Here is a 17,721-nt window from a genome sequence, read left to right on the forward strand (position 1 = left end):
TGCACGACAATCGCGCTAACGACCGCGCGCCGTTGCTGCAACTTTGCACTACGACCGTTACGGACATTGTGCGAATAGCTTGCGACGCCGTGTTTGTGGCAAAGCGACCAAGGATGCCTAAACTGGAACCCCGGATTGCAATTGCACCGCCAGCGCCTGCCGTTCCGGCCGCGCGCACGCCGCGCGCGCGGCTGCAGATTTTCGGGTCGATGCTGCTGCTGGCAATTGCCCTGCTGTGGCCCGCGATGGTGCAGCAGCGCCCGGCGTATTTCTTCGACAGCGCCGGCTATCTGAGCACCGGCACCAAGGCCTTTGCGATTGCCCGCGACAAGCTTGCCGCGAAGCTGACGCCGGCGGACGAAAGGTCGGCCGCTGCGGCACCGGCGCCGAAAGCGCCGCCCGTCAACAGCGTCGTGTCGATTCGCGCCATCGCCTATAGCCTGTTCGCCGCCGCGACCTCGGCGCCGGGCTACCGCATGCATGTGCTGATTGCCGTCAATGCGCTGGTGGTGACGTTGCTGATCTGGGCGTTCTGGCGGATTCGCGCACCGCGCGCGTCACCCGAAGACGAGGCGATTGCGGCGTTGTTCGTCGCGACCGCAACCTCGGCGCCGTGGTTTGTCAGCTACGCGATGCCCGACATTTTTGCCGGCGCGGCGATTCTGGCGCTGCTCATCCTGACCTTTGCGCCGTTGCACCGGCAACGCGTCGCGCGCGCTTGCGTGGCAAGCGTCGTCACCTTCGCGGTCGCCGCGCATGCCAGCCACATCCCCATCATCGGGCTGGTGGTGGCGGCCGCGGTCGCGGAGTTGCTGTTCGAACGCTGGCGCGGCACGGCGCGCTGGTCATGGGACCGGTTCGCCTGGGTGGTCGTGCCCTATATTGCCGGGCTGGTGCTGGTGGTGGCGCTGTCGTTTGTCAGCTTCGGCTCGGCGAGCGTGGCGCCCAAGCGGTTGCCGTTCGCGCTGGCCAAGTCGATCGATGACGGGCCGGGCAACTGGTACCTCAAGGCGACCTGCCGCGAAAAGCATTGGGCGGTTTGCCCGTTCTTCGAACGCACCGGCGGTGGTGGACCCGAGCTGATCTTCGCCGATGACGGGCTGGTCAAGACCGCGACACCGGCGCAAATGGAGGCGGTGCGCAACGAGGAAATGACCATCGTCCGCAATGCGACGCGCGCCTATCCATGGGTGCAGATCCGCTCGGCGATTGCCAATTCGGTGACGCAATTCTTCCGGTTCGGGCTGGAGGACAACAGCTTCGGCTATGTCATCGTGCAACTGCCGAACGGCGAGTTCCGGACGCATGCCGCGCCCGAACCGGTTGACCTGCGGCCGGTCGGGCAAGTCATGGTCTATGGCGGGGTGGCGATTGCAGTCGGTTACATCGTGGCAATCATGCGCAGCCTGACGGCGGTCGAATGGGGCACTTTGCGGTTGCTGCTGGCGGGGCTGGTCGCCAATGCGATGGTCACCGGTGCGCTGTCGAGCATCACCAGTCGCTACCAGAGCCGGGTTATCTGGGTGGTGCCTGTGGTGGCATTGGGTTTATGGCTGGCGCGGCGTTCCCGACCGTCGACGGCGTCAGCTTCTGGCGCAGCATCACCAGCGCAAAGGTGACGCTGGCGTAGCAATGGTACATCCAGTGCAGGCCGAGCCCGAGCACCATCGTCTTGAGCCCGCCGGCGCGGTAGAGCAGCGCCAGAAACTCGCGGTTGAGCCATACATAGGCGAACCCGCTCGCCACGCCGAAGCCCAGCAGCCAACGCCCGAGATGCCAGGGGCTGGAATCGAGAAAGCCGAGCCGCGCGTTGAAGTGGAAAACCATCGCGGCCAGCGGCAGCAGCCAGCACAGATGCGCGAGTACCGACTTCAGCCGCTCGGTGCCGACCAGGTTGAGTTCGGCACCCTGTGTGCGGCCGGCAGCGATGAGCTGCGTCCACGGCACCGCGCGGCTCATGATATCGGTGCGCCAGAGCTGGCGCTTGCCCCAGTCCTTGCAATGCTTGCCGAGTGCTTCGGGGACCAGCGCGATGGCGTGGCCGGCACGGTTGAGCCGGACGCCGAGTTCGATGTCTTCGATGCTGGGGCGGGCATAGCGCACGTCGAAGCCGCCGATGGCGCGAAACACATCGGCCTTGATGGCGCCAAGGCCGGCCCAGAACGTCGTCGCCTGCCGCTCGCCGCCCTGATGGACGAAGTGATGGCGCAGATTGGCATAAAGCGCCGCCGAACGCTGCGAGCGCGGCCGGTCGTCATAGGAACCGAACGCCGCGCTGATCTTCGGGTCATTGATGAATGCAGCTTCGAGCCGGCCGAGCGCGGTCGGGTGGATCGACACGTCGGCATCGACGAAGACAATCAGTTCGGACTTGGCAATCGCGACACCGGCGTTGCGGCCGACCGCCGGGCCACCGGGCGGGCCGTCGTTGCGCAGCACGATGGCGCCGGCCGCACGCGCCATTTCACCGGTGCGATCGAATGAACCGTCGTCGTAGAGAATGAGCTCGTCGGGCTTGCGCTCGCTGGCAGCGATTGCGGCCAGGCAGTCGCCCAGAGTCGCTTCGGCGTTGTACGCCGGAATGACAATCGTCAGCGTCCGTTTCGCCACCATCTGAGGCGCGGCGCTGGCCATGGCCTATTCCGCCGCCTCGAGTGCGCGGGGCATGTCTGAAGTGCTCTGGCCCGGCTTCGCCACGGTGAACTCCTCGTGATAAGAGCGCTCGACATTGACGTTCCAGATGTCGTGCTTCTCGCCGAGGATAATACGCGCAGCGAGCATCGCCGTCAGCATCGAATGATCCTGGTTGTTGTAGCGGTGCATGCCGTTACGGCCGACGGTCTGGAAGTTATCGAACTCGTTGATCCATTCGGACAGCGTGTCGACCGCCGCGCGGTAGTCGCCGTCATAGACCGGATAGGCCTTGGGCTGGCGGATGACGGTGCCGTCGATGATGTTCGACGCCTTGGCGAGGCCGAGGAATTCGAGCTCGCGGCCGGCCTGCGCAATGAGGTCGGCATCCGAGCTGTTCCACAGCCCGTCGCCTTCATGGCAGAACAATTCCATGCCGATGCTGGCGTGATTGGGGTTGGGCACCATCGCCTCGGACCATGACCGGAAGTTCTGGATGCGGCCGACGCTGACTTCGGGGCTGTGGATGTAGATCCAGTTGTCCGGGAACGGGTCGGGGATGTCGAGCACCAGCGCTACGACCAGAAAGTCGCGGTACTTGAGCTTCTTCGCGGCCGCCTGGATGTGGGCGGGGGCGGGCGGATCCATTGCTTCGATCATCTCGACGATCGGCATCGAGTTGATGAACTGGTCGGCTTCGAGGCGCGTGACCTTGACATCGTCAGGGTTCGACCAATCCTTGAGCTCGATGGCATCGACATGCATGCCGGTGCGGAAGATCTTGGTCGCGGCGGTCTGCATGCGGACTTGGCCGCCCTTGGCGATGACCGATTCGCGGAAGGCTTCCCACATCTGGCCGGGGCCGAGCGGCGGATAGTTGAATTCCTCGATCAGGCTGGCTGTGTCATTGGCACCGGTGACGGCGTTGAGCACGGCCTTGACCAGCGACAGGTTCTTGATGCGCTGTGCAGCCCAGTCGGCACGGATTTCGGTGCAGGGAATACCCCAGACCTTTTCAGTGTACGACCGGAAGAAGTGGTTGAACAACCGGCCGCCGAAGCGGTTGGTCACCCATTGCTCGAAATTTTCTTCTTCGCGGTGCGGGAACACCTGCCAATAGGCATAGCTCGCCATGATGCGCACCGATTCGACCGGGCCCATGTTGCCGAGCGCGTTGAAGATCTTGAGCGGGTAGGCGTAGTATTTGCCCTGATAATAGATGCGGCTCATGCGCGGACGCTTGACGAACTTGTCGCCGAGCACTTCGTGCCACAATTCGTCGACTTCGCCGACCTTGGTGAAGAAGCGGTGGCCGCCGATATCGAAGCGGTAGCCTTTGTAGCTTTCAGTGCGCGAAATGCCGCCGACCTGGTCCGATGCCTCGACGACAATCGGCGTCACGCGGCCAGCCCCGCGCTTTTGCAATTCATATGCCGCGGTCAAGCCAGCGGGGCCACCACCAATGATGCCCACCGTCAGCTTTCCGCCAGATTCCGCGCCCTGTTTCGCTTCAACCGACATCAGTAATTCCGAACCCACCATCTGACAGTGTTGCTGCCCGAACTGCGCTCATACAAGAAAGCGGGGATTCGCGAAGCAGGAAATTGATATTGCGCCTAAAGGTCACAGCCGGCGACCCGCCAGTTCCGGCGGTGTGCGGCAGGGCTGTGCGCGTAGACGATTGCAAACGCAGTGTATTCGCCGCGGCTGAATCAGCCGTCGCAACAGGTGCAGGCGCCACACCTAGCCAGCGCCGTCGCGACGAAATGCCCCTACCCACGATGTTGCGCCCTCAATTGCCAATCCGGCGGCTCAAGAAATTAACTAAGCGTAAATTCAATAACCGCAATGCCGCGTTGCAACAAACGGTTTCTGCGACGAAAAGTTGAAAGGCGCCAAACTCGAGCCTTGCGACGCATCAAAATTTACGGGTGAACGCCAGTGTCAATGCATGGTCGCGGGCCTTGTTCAAAACAATATCGGCACGGGCGCGCGCCCGGACGATGTTCTCGCGCAAGTTGGGCAGGTTGATGCGTTCCCAGACGCTGCGCGCGAAGATTTCGGCGTCAGGCTCGGTCATCGCGCGGAACTGTGCATAGAAGGATGTCGGGTCGTTTTCGGCCTGCTTCCAGAATCCGATGAACCGGCCGACGAACCAGTGTTCGAGATCGTCCTCGCGCGCGTCGAGATAGATCAGCGCATCGAGTTGGTCGGCAGCGTCATAGCCCCCGGGCAAGGGTGACAGCCCCAGGCCCTCGACGAGCAGAATGTCGGGCCGGTCGATGGTCCGCGCCAGTTGCGGATCGACATCATAGGTCTGGTGCGAATAGCCCGGAAATCGCGTCGGCGCGACCGGCACCTGCTGCAACGCGCCGACCAGCGCTGCGGCATCATACGTCTCGGGATAGCCCTTGCGCAGCGTCAGGCCACGCGCATCGAGCGTGGCATTGTCGAGCAGGAAGCCGTCGGTCGACACGGTCTCGACGCGGTGCGTTGCATCGAGCGCCGATTTGATGGCCGCACTCAGTACCGACTTGCCCGCCGCCACAGAACCGGTCAGCCCGACCAGCAACGGCCGGCCCGGCGTGGCCCTTGCGACCAGACGCGCCGCAATATCGGCTGCATCGGTGGCTATTGCGTCAGTGCTGGGCATTGGCGTCCCTCATCGACCCGTCTCGCGGTCATTGTGCCGCAATGTGCGTGCTAGGCCAATGAGTCGCTTGGTCGTGGAGCCAGACGAACGCGTGGCGCCGCCCCCCGAAGGGAGGCGGCATTCCAACGGTGTGTTGAAAAATGGAGCGGGCGAAGGGATTCGAACCCTCGACCCCGACCTTGGCAAGGTCGTGCTCTACCCCTGAGCTACGCCCGCTCGGCGGAACGTCCAGCACTGCTGTCCGTTCGGGAGGCCGGGCTATAAGCAGCCCTGACGCCGGGTGCAAGCGCAAAAACTCTGCCCGACAGCAATTTTGCGTCAAAATCCGGGGTTCGTTTGCCGTGCCGTGGCGTTATCGCCCATTCAAGCGACTTGGCAAAGCGGGGGGTTCGGCCCCATATGCGCGTCTCGACCTTCCCCGGAACGGAGCCCGTCATGGCCAGCCTCGCCACCAGCCAGTCCGAACGCGCCAGCATCGCGGCGTTCAAGACCGATGTCATCGACGCGTCGATGAACGCGCTGATTCTGGTCGATTTCTGGGCCGAATGGTGCGGGCCGTGCAAGACGCTGACGCCGCTGCTCGAACGCGTCGTCGCGACCTATGCACCCCGCGTCCAGCTGGTGAAGATCGACGTCGACAAGAACCAGACGCTCGCCAGCCAGTTCCGCATCGAATCGATTCCCACCGTCTATGCGTTCCTGAAGGGCCAGCCGGTCGACGGCTTTGCCGGGGCGCTTGGTGAACGCGAGCTCAAGACCTTCATCGACCGGCTGCTTGCTGCGGTCCCGGCGGCGCCCGCCGAAGCCGATGCTGCAGCCCAAATCGAGGCGCTGGCACAAGCTGCCGCCGACGCGCTGGCCGAAGGAGCAGCGCCGCAGGCCGAGCAGATGTTCGCAGCGCTCGCTGCCGAAGTGCCCGACCGTGTCGAATTCGCTGCAGGACTGGCACGCGCCCGCGTCGCGCTCGGTGACCTCGACGGCGCGCGTGCTGCGCTCGCGGCGCTGCCCGCCGATGCCAAGCATGCGACGCTGGCGCAGGCCCGCGCCGCGCTGGCGCTCGCCGAGCAGGCCACGCCGGTCGCCGACCTCGCCGGCTTAGCCGCGAAGGTTGCCGCCAACCCTGACGATCACGCGCTGCGCATCGAACTCGCCGGCGGGCTGATGGCGCGCGGCGACCGTGACGGCGCTGCCGAAGCGCTGCTCGAAAGCATCCGCCGCGATGCGACGTGGAGCGACGGCGCCGCACGCGCGCGGCTGCTGACACTGTTCGAAGCCGTCGGCCTGACCGACCCCTGGGTTGTGGCAACGCGTCGCAAGCTTTCAACGCTGCTGTTTGCATGACCGATATCGACGCGCTGCCCGAAGTCATCCCGGTCTTCCCGCTCGCCGGCGCGGTGCTGCTGCCGCGCGGGGTGATGCCGCTCAACATTTTCGAACCGCGCTATCTGAAGATGGTGCGCGATGCCGTCGCGGGCACCAAGCTCATCGGCATGGTGCAGCCGCGTGTCGCCAAAACGCGCAGCACGCAACCGCCGGCGCTGTTCGACATCGGCTGCGTCGGCCGCATCACCGAATGCGAGGAAACCGACGACGGCCGGCTGCTGATCGAACTGACTGGCCTGCGCCGTTTCAAGGTGGCGCGCGAGATCGACGTGGTGACGCCGTACCGCCAGATTGTCGCCAATTATGACGGCTTCGACGCCGATGCGGCCGAGCCGGTGGCAGTCAACGCCGCCGCGCGAGCGGCGCTCGAGGAAACGCTGCGCACCTATCTTGATGCCAATGGGCTCAGCGCCGATTGGGAAGCTGTCACCGGCGCCGATGACGAATCGCTGGTCACCACACTGGCTGCCGTCTGCCCCTTCGAACCGGTTGAAAAGCAGGCGCTGCTCGAAGCCCCCGATCTGCCGTCGCGCGCCGCGACGCTGACGGCGCTGATGACATTCGCGCAAGGCTTCGGTGGCGCGGGCCGCGACGACGGCGGGCCGGTAGTGCAATGAGCGAGCATCCGCCCGAGCTCGATCCGCGGCTGGTCGAAATCCTCGTCTGCCCGCTGACTCGCACGCCGCTGCGCTATGACCGCGTCGCGCAAGAACTGGTTTCGGATAGCGCCAAACTCGCCTATCCTGTGCGCGATGGCATTCCGATCATGTTGATCAGCGAGGCCCGCGAGATCACCGATTGAGCGCGCGAGCGAGGGGGAAATAATGAGCGAGACCGGCAAGCCCGAGACCCGCAAGGAAAAGTTCAACCACGAGATGACTGCCTTGTTCTGGGCATTCCTCTACCTGTTCATCCTGTTCGGCATGTTGCGCCTGTACGGCAATGTCCTGCTCGCCAAAAATGGCGATGTCGAAATCCGCTACGGCCTCGCGGCGCTCAACGCGCTGATTTTCGCCAAGGTCATTCTGATCGGCAACTGGATGCACATCGGCCAAAAATCGGACGACCGCCCGCTGCTGGTGTCGGTGCTCGCCAAGTCGGTGGCGTTTTCGGGGTTCTTCATCGCCTTCCACTTCTTCGAGGAAGCGGTCGTCGGCCTGTTTCATCACAAGTCGCTGTCGGAAATTATCACCCTCGACAGCACGCAGCTGCAGGCCGCAATGGTCGCCAGCGTCATTTTCGGCGTGGCGATGATCCCCTATTTCGCCATCCGCGAAGTCACGCGGGCGATTGGTTGGGAACGGTTGAAGGTACTGCTGCTCGAACCGGAAGGCCTCAGCAAGGTATTCGGGACGAAGCAGGGCTGAAGCGCCGCCGGCAGGCAGGGCCGTGGGCCCTGCACCCGAAGCCTAGACCAGTTCGCCGTGGAGTAGCGCCGGCAAGTCGCCGGTTTCGCCGCGGGCTTCGGCCATGAAGCGCGCCTTCAGAGGCGCAATGCGTTCGACGCCGGCGAGGCCGAGGCGGCGGACCAGTGCCGGGCCGCGGCCCTTGAGCGCGAACAGCCGGTTGAGCGCGTCGGTGACGCCGGCAACCATCGAATTGTCGAAGCGCCGCCATGCCGAATAGCGTGCCAGTACCGCCGGTGCGCCAAGATCGAGCCCGAGGCGGGCGCTTTCGACCAGCACCTGCGCCAGCGCCGCGACATCGCGCAGCCCCATGTTGAGTCCCTGGCCGGCAATCGGGTGGATACCGTGCGCGGCGTCACCGATCAGCAGCAGCCGTTCGGCGCTGTAGGTTTCGGCGTGGTGGAAGCCCAGCGGATAGGATGATGACGGCGCGATCAGTTCGATCTTGCCGAGGAAGCCGCCAATGCGCTTGTCGATTTCGGCAGCGAGCGCGCGCGGCCCGAGCTTGGTGTAGCCCGGCGCGTCCTCGTTTTCGATGCTCCAGACAATCGCCGAGCGGTTCGGCGCTTGCGGCACGCCCGTGAGCGGCAGAATGGCGAACGGCCCGGTGGGGTAGAAGAGTTCGAACGCAATGCTGTCGTGCGGGCGTTCGTGGCCGATCATCGTGACGATCGCCGTCTGCGGGTAGCGCCACGACGACACGCGGATGCCGGCGCCTTCGCGCACCGACGAGCGGCGGCCGTCGGCGGCAATCACCAGCGGCGCGCGCAACGCGGTGCCATCGGCCAGCGTCACCGTGGCGCCGGTAGCTTCACGCTTGATGTCGGCAACGCGTGCCGGCGCAAACACCGACACGTTCTTGGCGGGTTTGGCAGCCGCCATCAGCGCGACGCGCAGAAGCCGGTTTTCGAGCATGTAGCCGAGCGGGTCGGCAGCTGCGCCTTCGGTGCGCGCATCGAAATGCAGGTGCAGCGGTGACAGTCCGTCGGTGACGCGGATCTGGTTAATAGCGCAGCCATGGTCGTCGAGCACCTGGCCCAGCCCGATGGCGCGCAGCATGCGCGCCGGGGCGCTGGCAATTGCCGAGGCGCGGCCGTCGAAACCCGGTGCCAGCGTTGCATCGAGATCGGCAGCATCGACCACCGTGCTGGTCAGGCCGTGCGCGTCGAGCGCCAGCGCCAGCGCCATGCCGACCAGACCACCGCCGATAATGATGACATCGCTTTGCATGCACCCCTCATAGCGCTGCAAGGCGCGGCTGCGAAGCGGCGGATTGTCTCAATTGCCGCCATTTACGGTGCCTAAAATTCAGGCTGGTCGAAATCGACGATTAATTTTTGTGCAATGACACCGGGTCCGTTGCATAGGCCATGCGCTGCGACACCGGCAATCGCAACTGGCACGATAATTGAATGGGACAATGCGGGTGCCCTTCGGGTTCCTGCGCCAATCGGGGTTCATGGTGAACCTTCTGCGACTTACGGCCGGAGGCAATGCTTCCGGCCGCTTTTCGTCCCCAGATTTCGTCGCAAGCGTCAGCGTCCAACCTTGACCGATTCGGCGCCAGACGGCATCGTCTGCGCAGCATCGACCGGTGTTGAGGCCCGTCTCGGGCCCGCCGGTGGGCGCATGGGGACTGACACATGGCGAGTACCGCCGCCGGCGCACGCCGCGGCTCCAGCAGCGAAACCACCGGCTCACGCGGGATCGTGGCGCGCGCCACAAGTGCGTTGCGCGCCACTGGCCGCATCATTTCCGGTGTCGCGCTACTCGCCCTGGCGCTGGCGCTGGCCGCCGCGCTGATCAGCTACAGTGCGCTCGACCCGTCGCTCAACACCGTCACGTCGCGCCCCGCCGGCAATCTGGCGGGTGTGCCGGGCGCGTGGTTTGCCGACCTGGCGCTGCAACTGTTCGGCTACGCAGCCGCCGCGCTGGTGCCGCCGCTGGCGGTGGCCGGTGTCCGGCAGCTGCTCGGACGCGGTTTGGCACCGTGGCGCCGGATGCTGCTGGCGAGCCTGTTTGGCATACTGGCTCTCGCTGCAACGCTCGGGATCGCGCTACCGGGTCCCGATGTGCGGCTGCCTTCAGGGGCCGGCGGCATCGTCGGCTTGATTGCTGCGCGACTGATCGCGATTGCCGGCGAAACGGCGTGGCTCGCTGAAGTTTCGGTGGCGCTGCTGGCGGCGCTGCTGCTCGGGCTGACCGCCGTCGGGCTGTTGATTTGGGGTTCGGGGCTGACACTAGGCGACGGCGGCGCGCTGCTGCGGCTGCTGCGACGCAAACCGGCCGATGACGCCGACGACGAGCCCGCTGCAATCGTGCGGCGGCCGCGTGCAGTGCGTGAAGCGGACGACGATGTCGAACCGGTCACCGCCGAAACCGCCGCAGCACCGCGCACGACAATCGTTGCCGCCAAGCCGGCGCCTGCATCGACCAAGCGCGCCGAGAAAGACCGCCAGCCGGGGCTCGACCTGCGCGACCGCTATGTGCTGCCGGCGCTGGCGTTGCTGACACCGGCGCCCAAATCGCAGGGCGCGCGCATCGACGCTGCCGCGCTTGAACAGAATGCCCGACTGCTCGAATCGGTGCTCGAAGATTTCGGGGTCAAGGGCCGCATCGGCGAAGTCCGCCCCGGCCCCGTGGTCACCATGTACGAACTCGAACCCGCAGCAGGAATCAAGGCGAGCCGCGTCATCGGGCTGGCAGATGACATTGCGCGGTCGATGAGCGCGCTGTCGGCGCGCGTCGCCGTGGTCGCCGGCCGCAACGTTATCGGCATCGAGCTGCCGAACAACCGCCGCGAGACCGTCTATCTGGCTGAAATGCTCGGCTCTGCTGCGTTCGATGACCAGAACGCCAGCCTGCCGCTGGTGCTCGGCAAGAACATTGCCGGTGATCCGGTCATCGCCGACCTGTCGCCGATGCCGCATCTGCTGATTGCCGGCACCACCGGCTCGGGCAAGTCGGTCGGGCTCAACTGCATGATCCTGTCGTTGCTGTACCGGCTATCGCCCGAACAGTGCCGGATGATCATGATCGATCCGAAGATGCTCGAACTGTCGGTCTATGACGGTATCCCGCACCTGCTGGCGCCGGTGGTGACCGAGCCGGCGAAGGCAATCCGCGCGCTCAAATGGGCGGTCGAGCAGATGGAGGACCGCTATCGCATGATGGCGAGCATCAATGTGCGCTCGCTGTCGGGTTTCAACCAGCGCGTCCGTGAAGCGAAGGTCAGCGGCAAGCCGTTCGAGCGCAAGGTCCACACCGGTTACGACCAGGAATCGGGCACGCCGATCTACGAGGTCGAGCGGCTTGAATTCGAGCCGTTGCCGTTGATCGTCATCGTCGTCGACGAGCTTGCCGACTTGATGATGACCGCAGGCAAGGAAGTCGAATTCCTGATCCAGCGCCTCGCGCAAAAGGCGCGCGCGGCGGGCATCCACCTGATTATGGCGACGCAGCGCCCGTCGGTCGATGTCATCACCGGCGTCATCAAGGCCAATCTGCCGACGCGCATCAGCTTTGCCGTCACCAGCAAGATCGATAGCCGCACCATCCTGGGTGAACAGGGTGCCGAGCAGCTGCTCGGCAAGGGCGACATGCTCTACATGCCCGGCGGCAAGCAGGTCGTGCGCGTTCACGGGCCGTTCGTCAGCGACGAGGAAGTCGAGGCGGTTGCCGACCATTGGCGCACGCAAGGCCATCCCGAATATCTCGAAGCTGTCACCGAGGAGCCCGACGACGACGGCCCCGGAGGCGGCTTCGGCCTCGATGTCGGCGGCAAGGGTGGCGACGAGGAAGCCGACCTGTATCAAAAGGCCATCCGTGTCGTCGCCGAAAGCCAGAAGGCCTCGACCAGCTACATCCAGCGCCAATTGCGCATCGGCTATAACAACGCCGCACGGCTGATCGAGCAGATGGAAAAGGACGGCTATGTCGGCGCCGCCGACCATGTCGGACGCCGCGAGGTGTTGATCGACGGCAGCGGGGAGCGGATCTGATGCCTTTGGAACAGATATTCAGCATCGCCAGCGGTGTTGCCATGCTTGGTTGGCTGCTGCTGGTGCTGGCGCCGTTCAACCGCAAATTGCTGGTACGCGGCGCGCGTATTGTCGTGGCACTGTTGTGCGGCGGCTATGCCAGCCTGCTCGCCCATGCGCTGCTGGCGGGACCGGGCGCGCCGGCGGGGGCGGGGTTCGGCAGCCTCGAAGGTGTGTCGCTACTGTTTTCGGCGCGCGGCGCGCTGCTCGCCGGCTGGGTGCACTATCTGGCGTTCGACCTTTTCGTCGGCAGCTGGGAAGTCGAAAATGCGGGCGCCCACGGCATTGCGCACTGGCTGGTGCTGCCGTGCCTGTTCTTCACGTTGATGGCGGGGCCGGTCGGGTTGCTGCTCTACCTGTTGCTGCGCGCCACCATCGGTAAACCGGCGCGCCTGGCTTGAGCCATGTCACCACCGGTGGTTGCCTGTGTGGCGGGCTGCGTTATGCCGCAGCGGGCGTGCCCGACAACGCCGGTCTGTGCTTTTGCGCTGATTGCCGCAAAGCCTCGGGCGGCGCGGGCATCGGCTTCATGGGATTTTCCAGCAGCGCGCTGACGTTCAGCGGCGCAGCCCGGCAATATGTCTCCAAGTCGGCGCGTGGGAGCGACGCGGTGCGCAACTTCTGCCCCGTCTGCGGCAGCTTGGTGTTTGGCGGCATCGTCGGCACCGACACCGATCACACCATCTATGCCGGCTCGCTCGATGACCCGGCGGTTTTCGTGCCACAGATTGTCATCTTCAACCGTGACCGGCCGGTCTGGGCGCCGCTGCCGGCTGGTCTCAGCGTTTTCGAAGCGATGCCGGACTAGGCCAGCACGCCGCGGCTTCGCATCGCCACCGCGTAAACCAGCAACAACGCCGCGACCGCGACGATTCCGGCGGGCAGACCGATGCTGCCGCCTGGTGCCGGGTAAATGAACGCGACCAGCAGCATCCCCGCCGCCCCCGCCAGCGACAGCGCCAGCAACGAAACTGCCGAGGCGCGGCGCAGCAGCAACAACAGGCTGCCGAGCAATCCCGCCCAGGTCGCGATGCCCCAGACCGCGAAGGTCCACGTCGGTAGCGAATAGACATGGTCCTTCACCGCCTGCGCGACGCTTTCCATATAAGGCTCGTACTGCGTTGCGGTGGCGGTAAAATCGACAGCCGCCATGCCGTTCCACAGCACCGCCACGATGCCGACGGCCCAAAGGTGCCACGGTGTTCGAACTGTCATCGCTCCCTCCCCAGGCAACGCAATGGACGATACGCTTTTCAGCCGCGCAGAAACAGCCCGATGGTCAGTGCGATGCCGATGACCACGACGCCGACCTTGAGCACCATGACCGGCACCCGTTTCAAGGCATGCGCGCCGAGGTAGCCGCCGAGCATCGAGCCGCTGCCGATCGCCAGCGCATAGCCCCATGCCACCGCGCCAGAGAACACGAACACCAATGTCGCGGTGAAGTTCGACAGCGATACCAGCACGTTCTTGGTGCCCGCGGCATTGCGCACCGGCATGCGTGCCAGCGTCAGCGCGGCGAGTGTCATGATGCCGGCGCCGCCGCCGAAAAAGCCGCTGTAGATGGCGATCGCGGCCTGGATCAGCCCCGAAACCCATGCCGGCGGCGGCACGCTTTGCGCGTGCGGCTTCGGGCCGAAGCTGCTCCACGCAAACAGCCCGGTGGCACCAAGCACCAGCCACGGCACCATCGCGGCAAACACCTTTGAGGGCGTCTGCAGCAGAAGGAACGCCCCGGCGACGCCGCCGATCAACGTGATGATCGCCATCGCCTTGAACGACAGCCGTTCGGCATTCGCCACCAGCGACCGGCCAGCGTAGCCCGTCGTCACCTGACCGGGAAACAGCGCCACCGTCGAGGTAATGTTCGCCAGCCGCGGGTCGAGACCGGCAAAGATCAGCGCCGGCAAGGTCACGAACGAGCCGCCGCCGGCGAGCGCGTTCTGCACGCCCGCCCACAGCCCGGCGCCAAACAGCAACAGGAAGGTCAGCGCCACGCTATTGCGCCGAAATGCCGCCGTCGATGAACAACCCGTGCCCGGTGACGAACTTCGCCTCGTCCGACACGAGATACACAGCGCCCCAGGCGATATCGTCGGGCTCGCCGACACGGCCGAGCGGCACTTGCCGGCCAAGCTTGGCGAGGCCCTCCTCGCGGCCCATCGCGCCGGTGAGATTGTTCAGGATCGGCGTATCGACGAACACCGGATGGATCGAGTTGCAGTTGATGTTGTAGCGGCGCTTGGCGCAGTGCAGCGCCACCGACTTGGTCAGGTGCCGCACACCGGCCTTCGCTGAGTTATAAGCCGCCATATTGTGGCCGGCGATGACCCCGGCGATCGAACTGATGTTGAGGATCGAGCCATGCTGGTTGTCGCGCGCGCAAGTGGCCGCCATCAGCGGCAGCGCCAGCTTGCAGCCGTAGAACACGCTGTCGAGATCGATGCGATGCACCTTGTGCCAGGTTTCGAAAGTGGTTTCCTCGACGGTGCCGCCGTCGCCGACGCCGGCATTGTTGACCAGGATGTGCAGTCCGCCGAAGGTTGCCTCGGCAAACGCCAGTGCGGCTTCCCACTGCGCCGGATCGGTGACGTCATGGCCGAACGACGCGGCATTGGCGCCAAGCTCGGCGGCCTTGGCAGCGGCGCCGGCAGCGTTGATGTCGGTGAGCAGCACCCGCGCGCCCTCGGCGATGAACTTCGTCGACATGGCGGCGCCCAGCCCCGATGCCGCGCCGGTTACCAGAATGATCTTGCCTGCCAATCGTGCCACTGTTGCTCTCCGCCAAGGTTGTTTCTGCATGACCATGGCCATGGTGAAGACGCGAGGCAAGCCGGTTCAAGTGATGCTGGCGGGCAACACTGCCGTTTACGTCAACCGCCGCGACAATGTCGACGCCTTGCCCGCCTGCTGGCGTTAACGTAATCGTTGCCGCAACAACCAGTGGTTACGCTGGTCACGCAGTTCCAGGGGAGAAGATCATGAAGCGTATTCTTTTGATGTCGGTGTGTCTGCTTGCCATGCCGGGTGTGGCATTGGCGCAATCGACTGCCGGCGACGCGCCGGCGACCAATTCGTCGCGGCCAACCGACGCACAGGACGCAGATACCGGTAGTGCCAGCACCGGCAACTACCAGGGCGACATCATCATCACCGCCACCAAGCGCAGCCAGACGCTGAGCGAAGTGCCGATCGCCGTGTCCGCCGTCACCGGCGACCAGCTGCGCAATTCGGGCGCGGTCGATATCCGTGCGCTCAACCAGCTTTCGCCGTCGCTACTCGTTTCGTCGGCTTCGGCCGAAACATCGGGCGCCGCGCGTATCCGCGGTATCGGCACCGTCGGTGAAAACCCCGGTCTTGAAAGCTCGGTCGCCACCTTCATCGACGGCGTCTACCGGTCGCGCACCGGCGTCGGCCTGTCCGAACTCGGCGGTGTCGAACGCATCGAAGTGCTGCGCGGTCCGCAGGGCACGCTGTTCGGCCGTAACGCCTCGGCCGGTCTGATCAGCATCACCACGCTGCGTCCCAAGTTCGATATCGGCGGCTACGCGGCAGCGAGCTACGGCAACTACAACGCCATTCGCCTTGAAGGCGGCGTCACCGGCGGCATCACCGACAAGGTCGCTGCCCGTGTCGACGGCGTGTTCTTCAAGCGCGATGGCTTCATCGAAAACGTCATCAACGGCGAAGACGTCAACAACCGCGATCGCTGGCTGGTGCGCGGCAAGGTGCTCATCGAGCCCAACGACAACCTCAGCATCCTGATCATCGGCGACTATGCCAGCCGTTCGGAAGAATGCTGCGCTTCGGACTATAGCCCGGCGCAGACCGCGACCAAGGACGCCCAGGGCAATCTGCTGATCAGCGGCAACAACGCGGTCATCAACCTGCTGCGTAGCCCGGCGCTCGGCGGCATCATCACCGATACGCCCTATTCGCGGAAGACCTCGATCACCCCGGGCCGCAATTACAATTCCGATGTCACCGACTGGGGCTTTTCGGGCCAGATCGACTGGACGTTCGGCGCGGTCAACATGACCTCGATCACCGCCTATCGCGACTGGAAGCTGACGCGTGGCCAGGACGCCGACTTCAACAATGTCGACATTCTGTATCGCACCGCGGCGACCAACGAGTTCAAGACCTTCAGCCAGGAACTGCGCTTCCAGGGCGAGGCCTTTGACAACAAGCTCAACTGGCTGGTCGGCGGCTATTACGCCAATGAAAAGCTCAACACATTTGACGACCTCAAGTACGGTCAGCAGTATCAGCAATATGCCAACGGGCTGATTGCCGCGACCGGGCTTAGCTATGACACGATCGGCAGGATCCTCGGCCAGCCGTCGATGAACGGCACCGGCATCGTGTCGGACACCTATGCGCAGAACTCGAACAACTGGGCGCTGTTCACCCACGACGAGTTCAACATCACCGACAAGCTGACGCTGACTGCCGGTATCCGCTACACGCACGAAACCAAGTCGCTCGATGCCAATCTGCTCGCCAACAACACTTTCTGCACGGCGATCTCGGCGTCACCGTTCCGCGCCTTGAACGCGCTGCCCTGCGCGATCAACAGTCGCGTCAACGGCATCTACAGCGGCGAAATCAGCGAAGGCGCCTGGTCGGGCACTGCAGTGGTGAGCTATGAGTTCAACAAGCAGCTGATGACCTATGCGAGCTACGCGCGCGGCTACAAGGCGGGCGGTTACAACCTCGACCGCGCGGCGCTGATCACCGGCAGCCCGAACATCTCGCAGCTCGAGTTCGAGCCTGAAACCGTCAACGCCTATGAACTCGGCGCGAAGTTCAACGGTCATAACTTCAACCTTAACGCGGCGCTGTTCTACTCTACCTTCAGCGGCTTCCAGCTCAACACCTTCAACGGGCTGGCGTTCATCGTCGCCAACATCCAGGCCTGCAAGACCGACCTGAACGGCCTCAATGCCGACGCCTTCAACGACACCGGCCAGTGCGCGCCGGACAACATGAAGTCGGGCGTTTCGACGCGCGGTATCGAACTCGAAGCCGCCGTCTACCTGACCGACACCTTCCAGGTCAGCAGCGGCTTCACCTATGCCGACGCCAAGTATGACCAGCAGATCGTCAGCTCGGCACCGCTGGTCGCAACGCCGGGCAACCCCAACGCCAACGCCGTGTTGCCTAACCCGACACTGGCGCTGCTGCCCGGTGCCAACCTGTCGAACGCACCCAAGTATGTCATGACCGGTTCGGCAACGTGGACGCCGCCGATCCCCGGCACCGACATGACCGCGCTCGCCTATGCCGACTTCCGCTATCAGTCGGGCTTTAACTCGGGTTCGGATCTGTTCCCCGAAAAGGAAACGCAGGGTGTTGTCGTCGTCAATGCACGTATCGGCATCAACGGCGCCAAGGATCGCTGGTCGCTCGAACTCTGGGCGCAGAACCTGTTCAACGTCAACTACAACCAGGTGACGTTCAACACGCCGGTGCAGGGTTCGAGTTCGCAGGGTCTCGTCGCCAAGGGCCTCGCGGCCTCGGCAACGACGCTGTTCGGCAACTTCGTTTCCGAACCCCGCCTGTTCGGCGCGACGATCCGCACGCGCTTCTAAGCCGCGGCGCAGCT

The 17,721-nt window shown here is 64.6% G+C and carries 16 protein-coding genes and 1 tRNA gene; 9 read left to right on the forward strand and 8 right to left on the reverse strand.

What is annotated here, in order from left to right; translation table 11 throughout:
- The first annotated feature begins 113 nt into the window (after nt 1-113).
- Nucleotides 114-1,619 (forward strand): hypothetical protein, encoded by a 1,506-nt coding sequence (locus EUV02_RS12390; RefSeq protein WP_135246610.1) that lies wholly within the window; start codon nt 114-116, stop codon nt 1,617-1,619.
- Here the strand turns inward: EUV02_RS12390 and EUV02_RS12395 are convergent.
- The 4 genes from EUV02_RS12395 to EUV02_RS12410 all read right to left on the reverse strand — a co-directional run bounded on the left by EUV02_RS12395 (nt 1,516) and on the right by EUV02_RS12410 (nt 5,500).
- Nucleotides 1,516-2,634 (reverse strand): glycosyltransferase family 2 protein, encoded by a 1,119-nt coding sequence (locus EUV02_RS12395; RefSeq protein WP_135246611.1) that lies wholly within the window; start codon nt 2,632-2,634, stop codon nt 1,516-1,518. The two genes, EUV02_RS12390 and EUV02_RS12395, sit on opposite strands and share 104 nt — an antisense overlap.
- A gap of 3 nt (nt 2,635-2,637) precedes the next feature.
- On the reverse strand, nt 2,638-4,152 hold the full coding sequence (locus tag EUV02_RS12400; protein ID WP_135246612.1) for an NAD(P)/FAD-dependent oxidoreductase: 1,515 nt from the start codon (nt 4,150-4,152) through the stop codon (nt 2,638-2,640).
- A 397-nt stretch (nt 4,153-4,549) separates the two neighbouring features.
- Nucleotides 4,550-5,284 carry a type I pantothenate kinase gene (locus EUV02_RS12405; RefSeq protein WP_135246613.1) on the reverse strand — a complete coding sequence of 245 codons (735 nt, stop codon included), beginning with the start codon at nt 5,282-5,284 and terminating at the stop codon, nt 4,550-4,552.
- 141 nt (nt 5,285-5,425) lie between these two features.
- A tRNA-Gly gene (locus tag EUV02_RS12410) sits at nt 5,426-5,500 on the reverse strand.
- 219 nt (nt 5,501-5,719) lie between these two features.
- Here EUV02_RS12410 and trxA point away from each other — a divergent pair.
- Genes trxA through EUV02_RS12430 form a run of 4 tightly spaced genes read left to right on the forward strand, consistent with a single transcriptional unit; the run spans nt 5,720 to nt 8,034 of the window.
- Nucleotides 5,720-6,625, forward strand: coding sequence for a thioredoxin (gene trxA / locus EUV02_RS12415; RefSeq protein WP_135246614.1), 906 nt, complete (start codon nt 5,720-5,722; stop codon nt 6,623-6,625).
- Complete coding sequence (locus EUV02_RS12420) at nt 6,622-7,284, forward strand: LON peptidase substrate-binding domain-containing protein (RefSeq protein ID WP_135246615.1); 663 nt, start codon at nt 6,622-6,624, stop codon at nt 7,282-7,284. Before trxA ends, EUV02_RS12420 begins: the two co-directional genes overlap by 4 nt.
- A complete protein-coding gene (locus EUV02_RS12425; protein WP_135246616.1) occupies nt 7,281-7,469 on the forward strand; it encodes a Trm112 family protein in 189 nt (62 codons plus the stop codon). Before EUV02_RS12420 ends, EUV02_RS12425 begins: the two co-directional genes overlap by 4 nt.
- A gap of 22 nt (nt 7,470-7,491) precedes the next feature.
- Nucleotides 7,492-8,034: a hypothetical protein gene (locus EUV02_RS12430; RefSeq protein ID WP_135246617.1), complete on the forward strand. Its 543-nt coding sequence runs from the start codon at nt 7,492-7,494 to the stop codon at nt 8,032-8,034.
- 42 nt (nt 8,035-8,076) lie between these two features.
- Here the strand turns inward: EUV02_RS12430 and EUV02_RS12435 are convergent, their stop codons facing one another.
- Nucleotides 8,077-9,303 carry a UbiH/UbiF/VisC/COQ6 family ubiquinone biosynthesis hydroxylase gene (locus EUV02_RS12435; protein WP_135246618.1) on the reverse strand — a complete coding sequence of 409 codons (1,227 nt, stop codon included), beginning with the start codon at nt 9,301-9,303 and terminating at the stop codon, nt 8,077-8,079.
- A gap of 413 nt (nt 9,304-9,716) precedes the next feature.
- Between EUV02_RS12435 and EUV02_RS12440 the strand changes: the two genes are divergently transcribed.
- From EUV02_RS12440 to EUV02_RS12450, 3 genes are read left to right on the forward strand one after another with little or no spacing between them, the layout of a single operon-like run.
- Nucleotides 9,717-12,074 (forward strand): FtsK/SpoIIIE family DNA translocase, encoded by a 2,358-nt coding sequence (locus EUV02_RS12440; protein WP_135246619.1) that lies wholly within the window; start codon nt 9,717-9,719, stop codon nt 12,072-12,074.
- Nucleotides 12,074-12,514 (forward strand): ABA4-like family protein, encoded by a 441-nt coding sequence (locus EUV02_RS12445; RefSeq protein WP_135246620.1) that lies wholly within the window; start codon nt 12,074-12,076, stop codon nt 12,512-12,514. The genes EUV02_RS12440 and EUV02_RS12445 overlap by 1 nt, the downstream gene beginning before the upstream one ends.
- Complete coding sequence (locus tag EUV02_RS12450; RefSeq protein ID WP_135246621.1) at nt 12,511-12,921, forward strand: GFA family protein; 411 nt, start codon at nt 12,511-12,513, stop codon at nt 12,919-12,921. Before EUV02_RS12445 ends, EUV02_RS12450 begins: the two co-directional genes overlap by 4 nt.
- Here EUV02_RS12450 and EUV02_RS12455 read toward each other — a convergent pair.
- Genes EUV02_RS12455 through EUV02_RS12465 form a run of 3 tightly spaced genes read right to left on the reverse strand, consistent with a single transcriptional unit; the run spans nt 12,918 to nt 14,915 of the window.
- A complete protein-coding gene (locus EUV02_RS12455) occupies nt 12,918-13,328 on the reverse strand; it encodes a hypothetical protein (protein WP_135246622.1) in 411 nt (136 codons plus the stop codon). The two genes, EUV02_RS12450 and EUV02_RS12455, sit on opposite strands and share 4 nt — an antisense overlap.
- Before the next feature lie 38 nt (nt 13,329-13,366).
- Nucleotides 13,367-14,110 carry a sulfite exporter TauE/SafE family protein gene (locus EUV02_RS12460; RefSeq protein WP_207790185.1) on the reverse strand — a complete coding sequence of 248 codons (744 nt, stop codon included), beginning with the start codon at nt 14,108-14,110 and terminating at the stop codon, nt 13,367-13,369.
- A gap of 1 nt (nt 14,111) precedes the next feature.
- Nucleotides 14,112-14,915, reverse strand: a complete 804-nt coding sequence (locus tag EUV02_RS12465; RefSeq protein WP_135246623.1) for a glucose 1-dehydrogenase — start codon at nt 14,913-14,915, stop codon at nt 14,112-14,114.
- Between the two features lie 179 nt (nt 14,916-15,094).
- On the opposite strand from EUV02_RS12465, the gene EUV02_RS12470 reads away from it, so the two are divergent.
- Nucleotides 15,095-17,707 carry a TonB-dependent receptor gene (locus EUV02_RS12470; RefSeq protein WP_135246624.1) on the forward strand — a complete coding sequence of 871 codons (2,613 nt, stop codon included), beginning with the start codon at nt 15,095-15,097 and terminating at the stop codon, nt 17,705-17,707.
- Nucleotides 17,708-17,721: the final 14 nt, after the last annotated feature.

It is taken from the genome of Glacieibacterium arshaanense, from assembly GCF_004681125.1.
Classification (GTDB): Bacteria; Pseudomonadota; Alphaproteobacteria; order Sphingomonadales; family Sphingomonadaceae; genus Polymorphobacter_A; species Polymorphobacter_A arshaanense.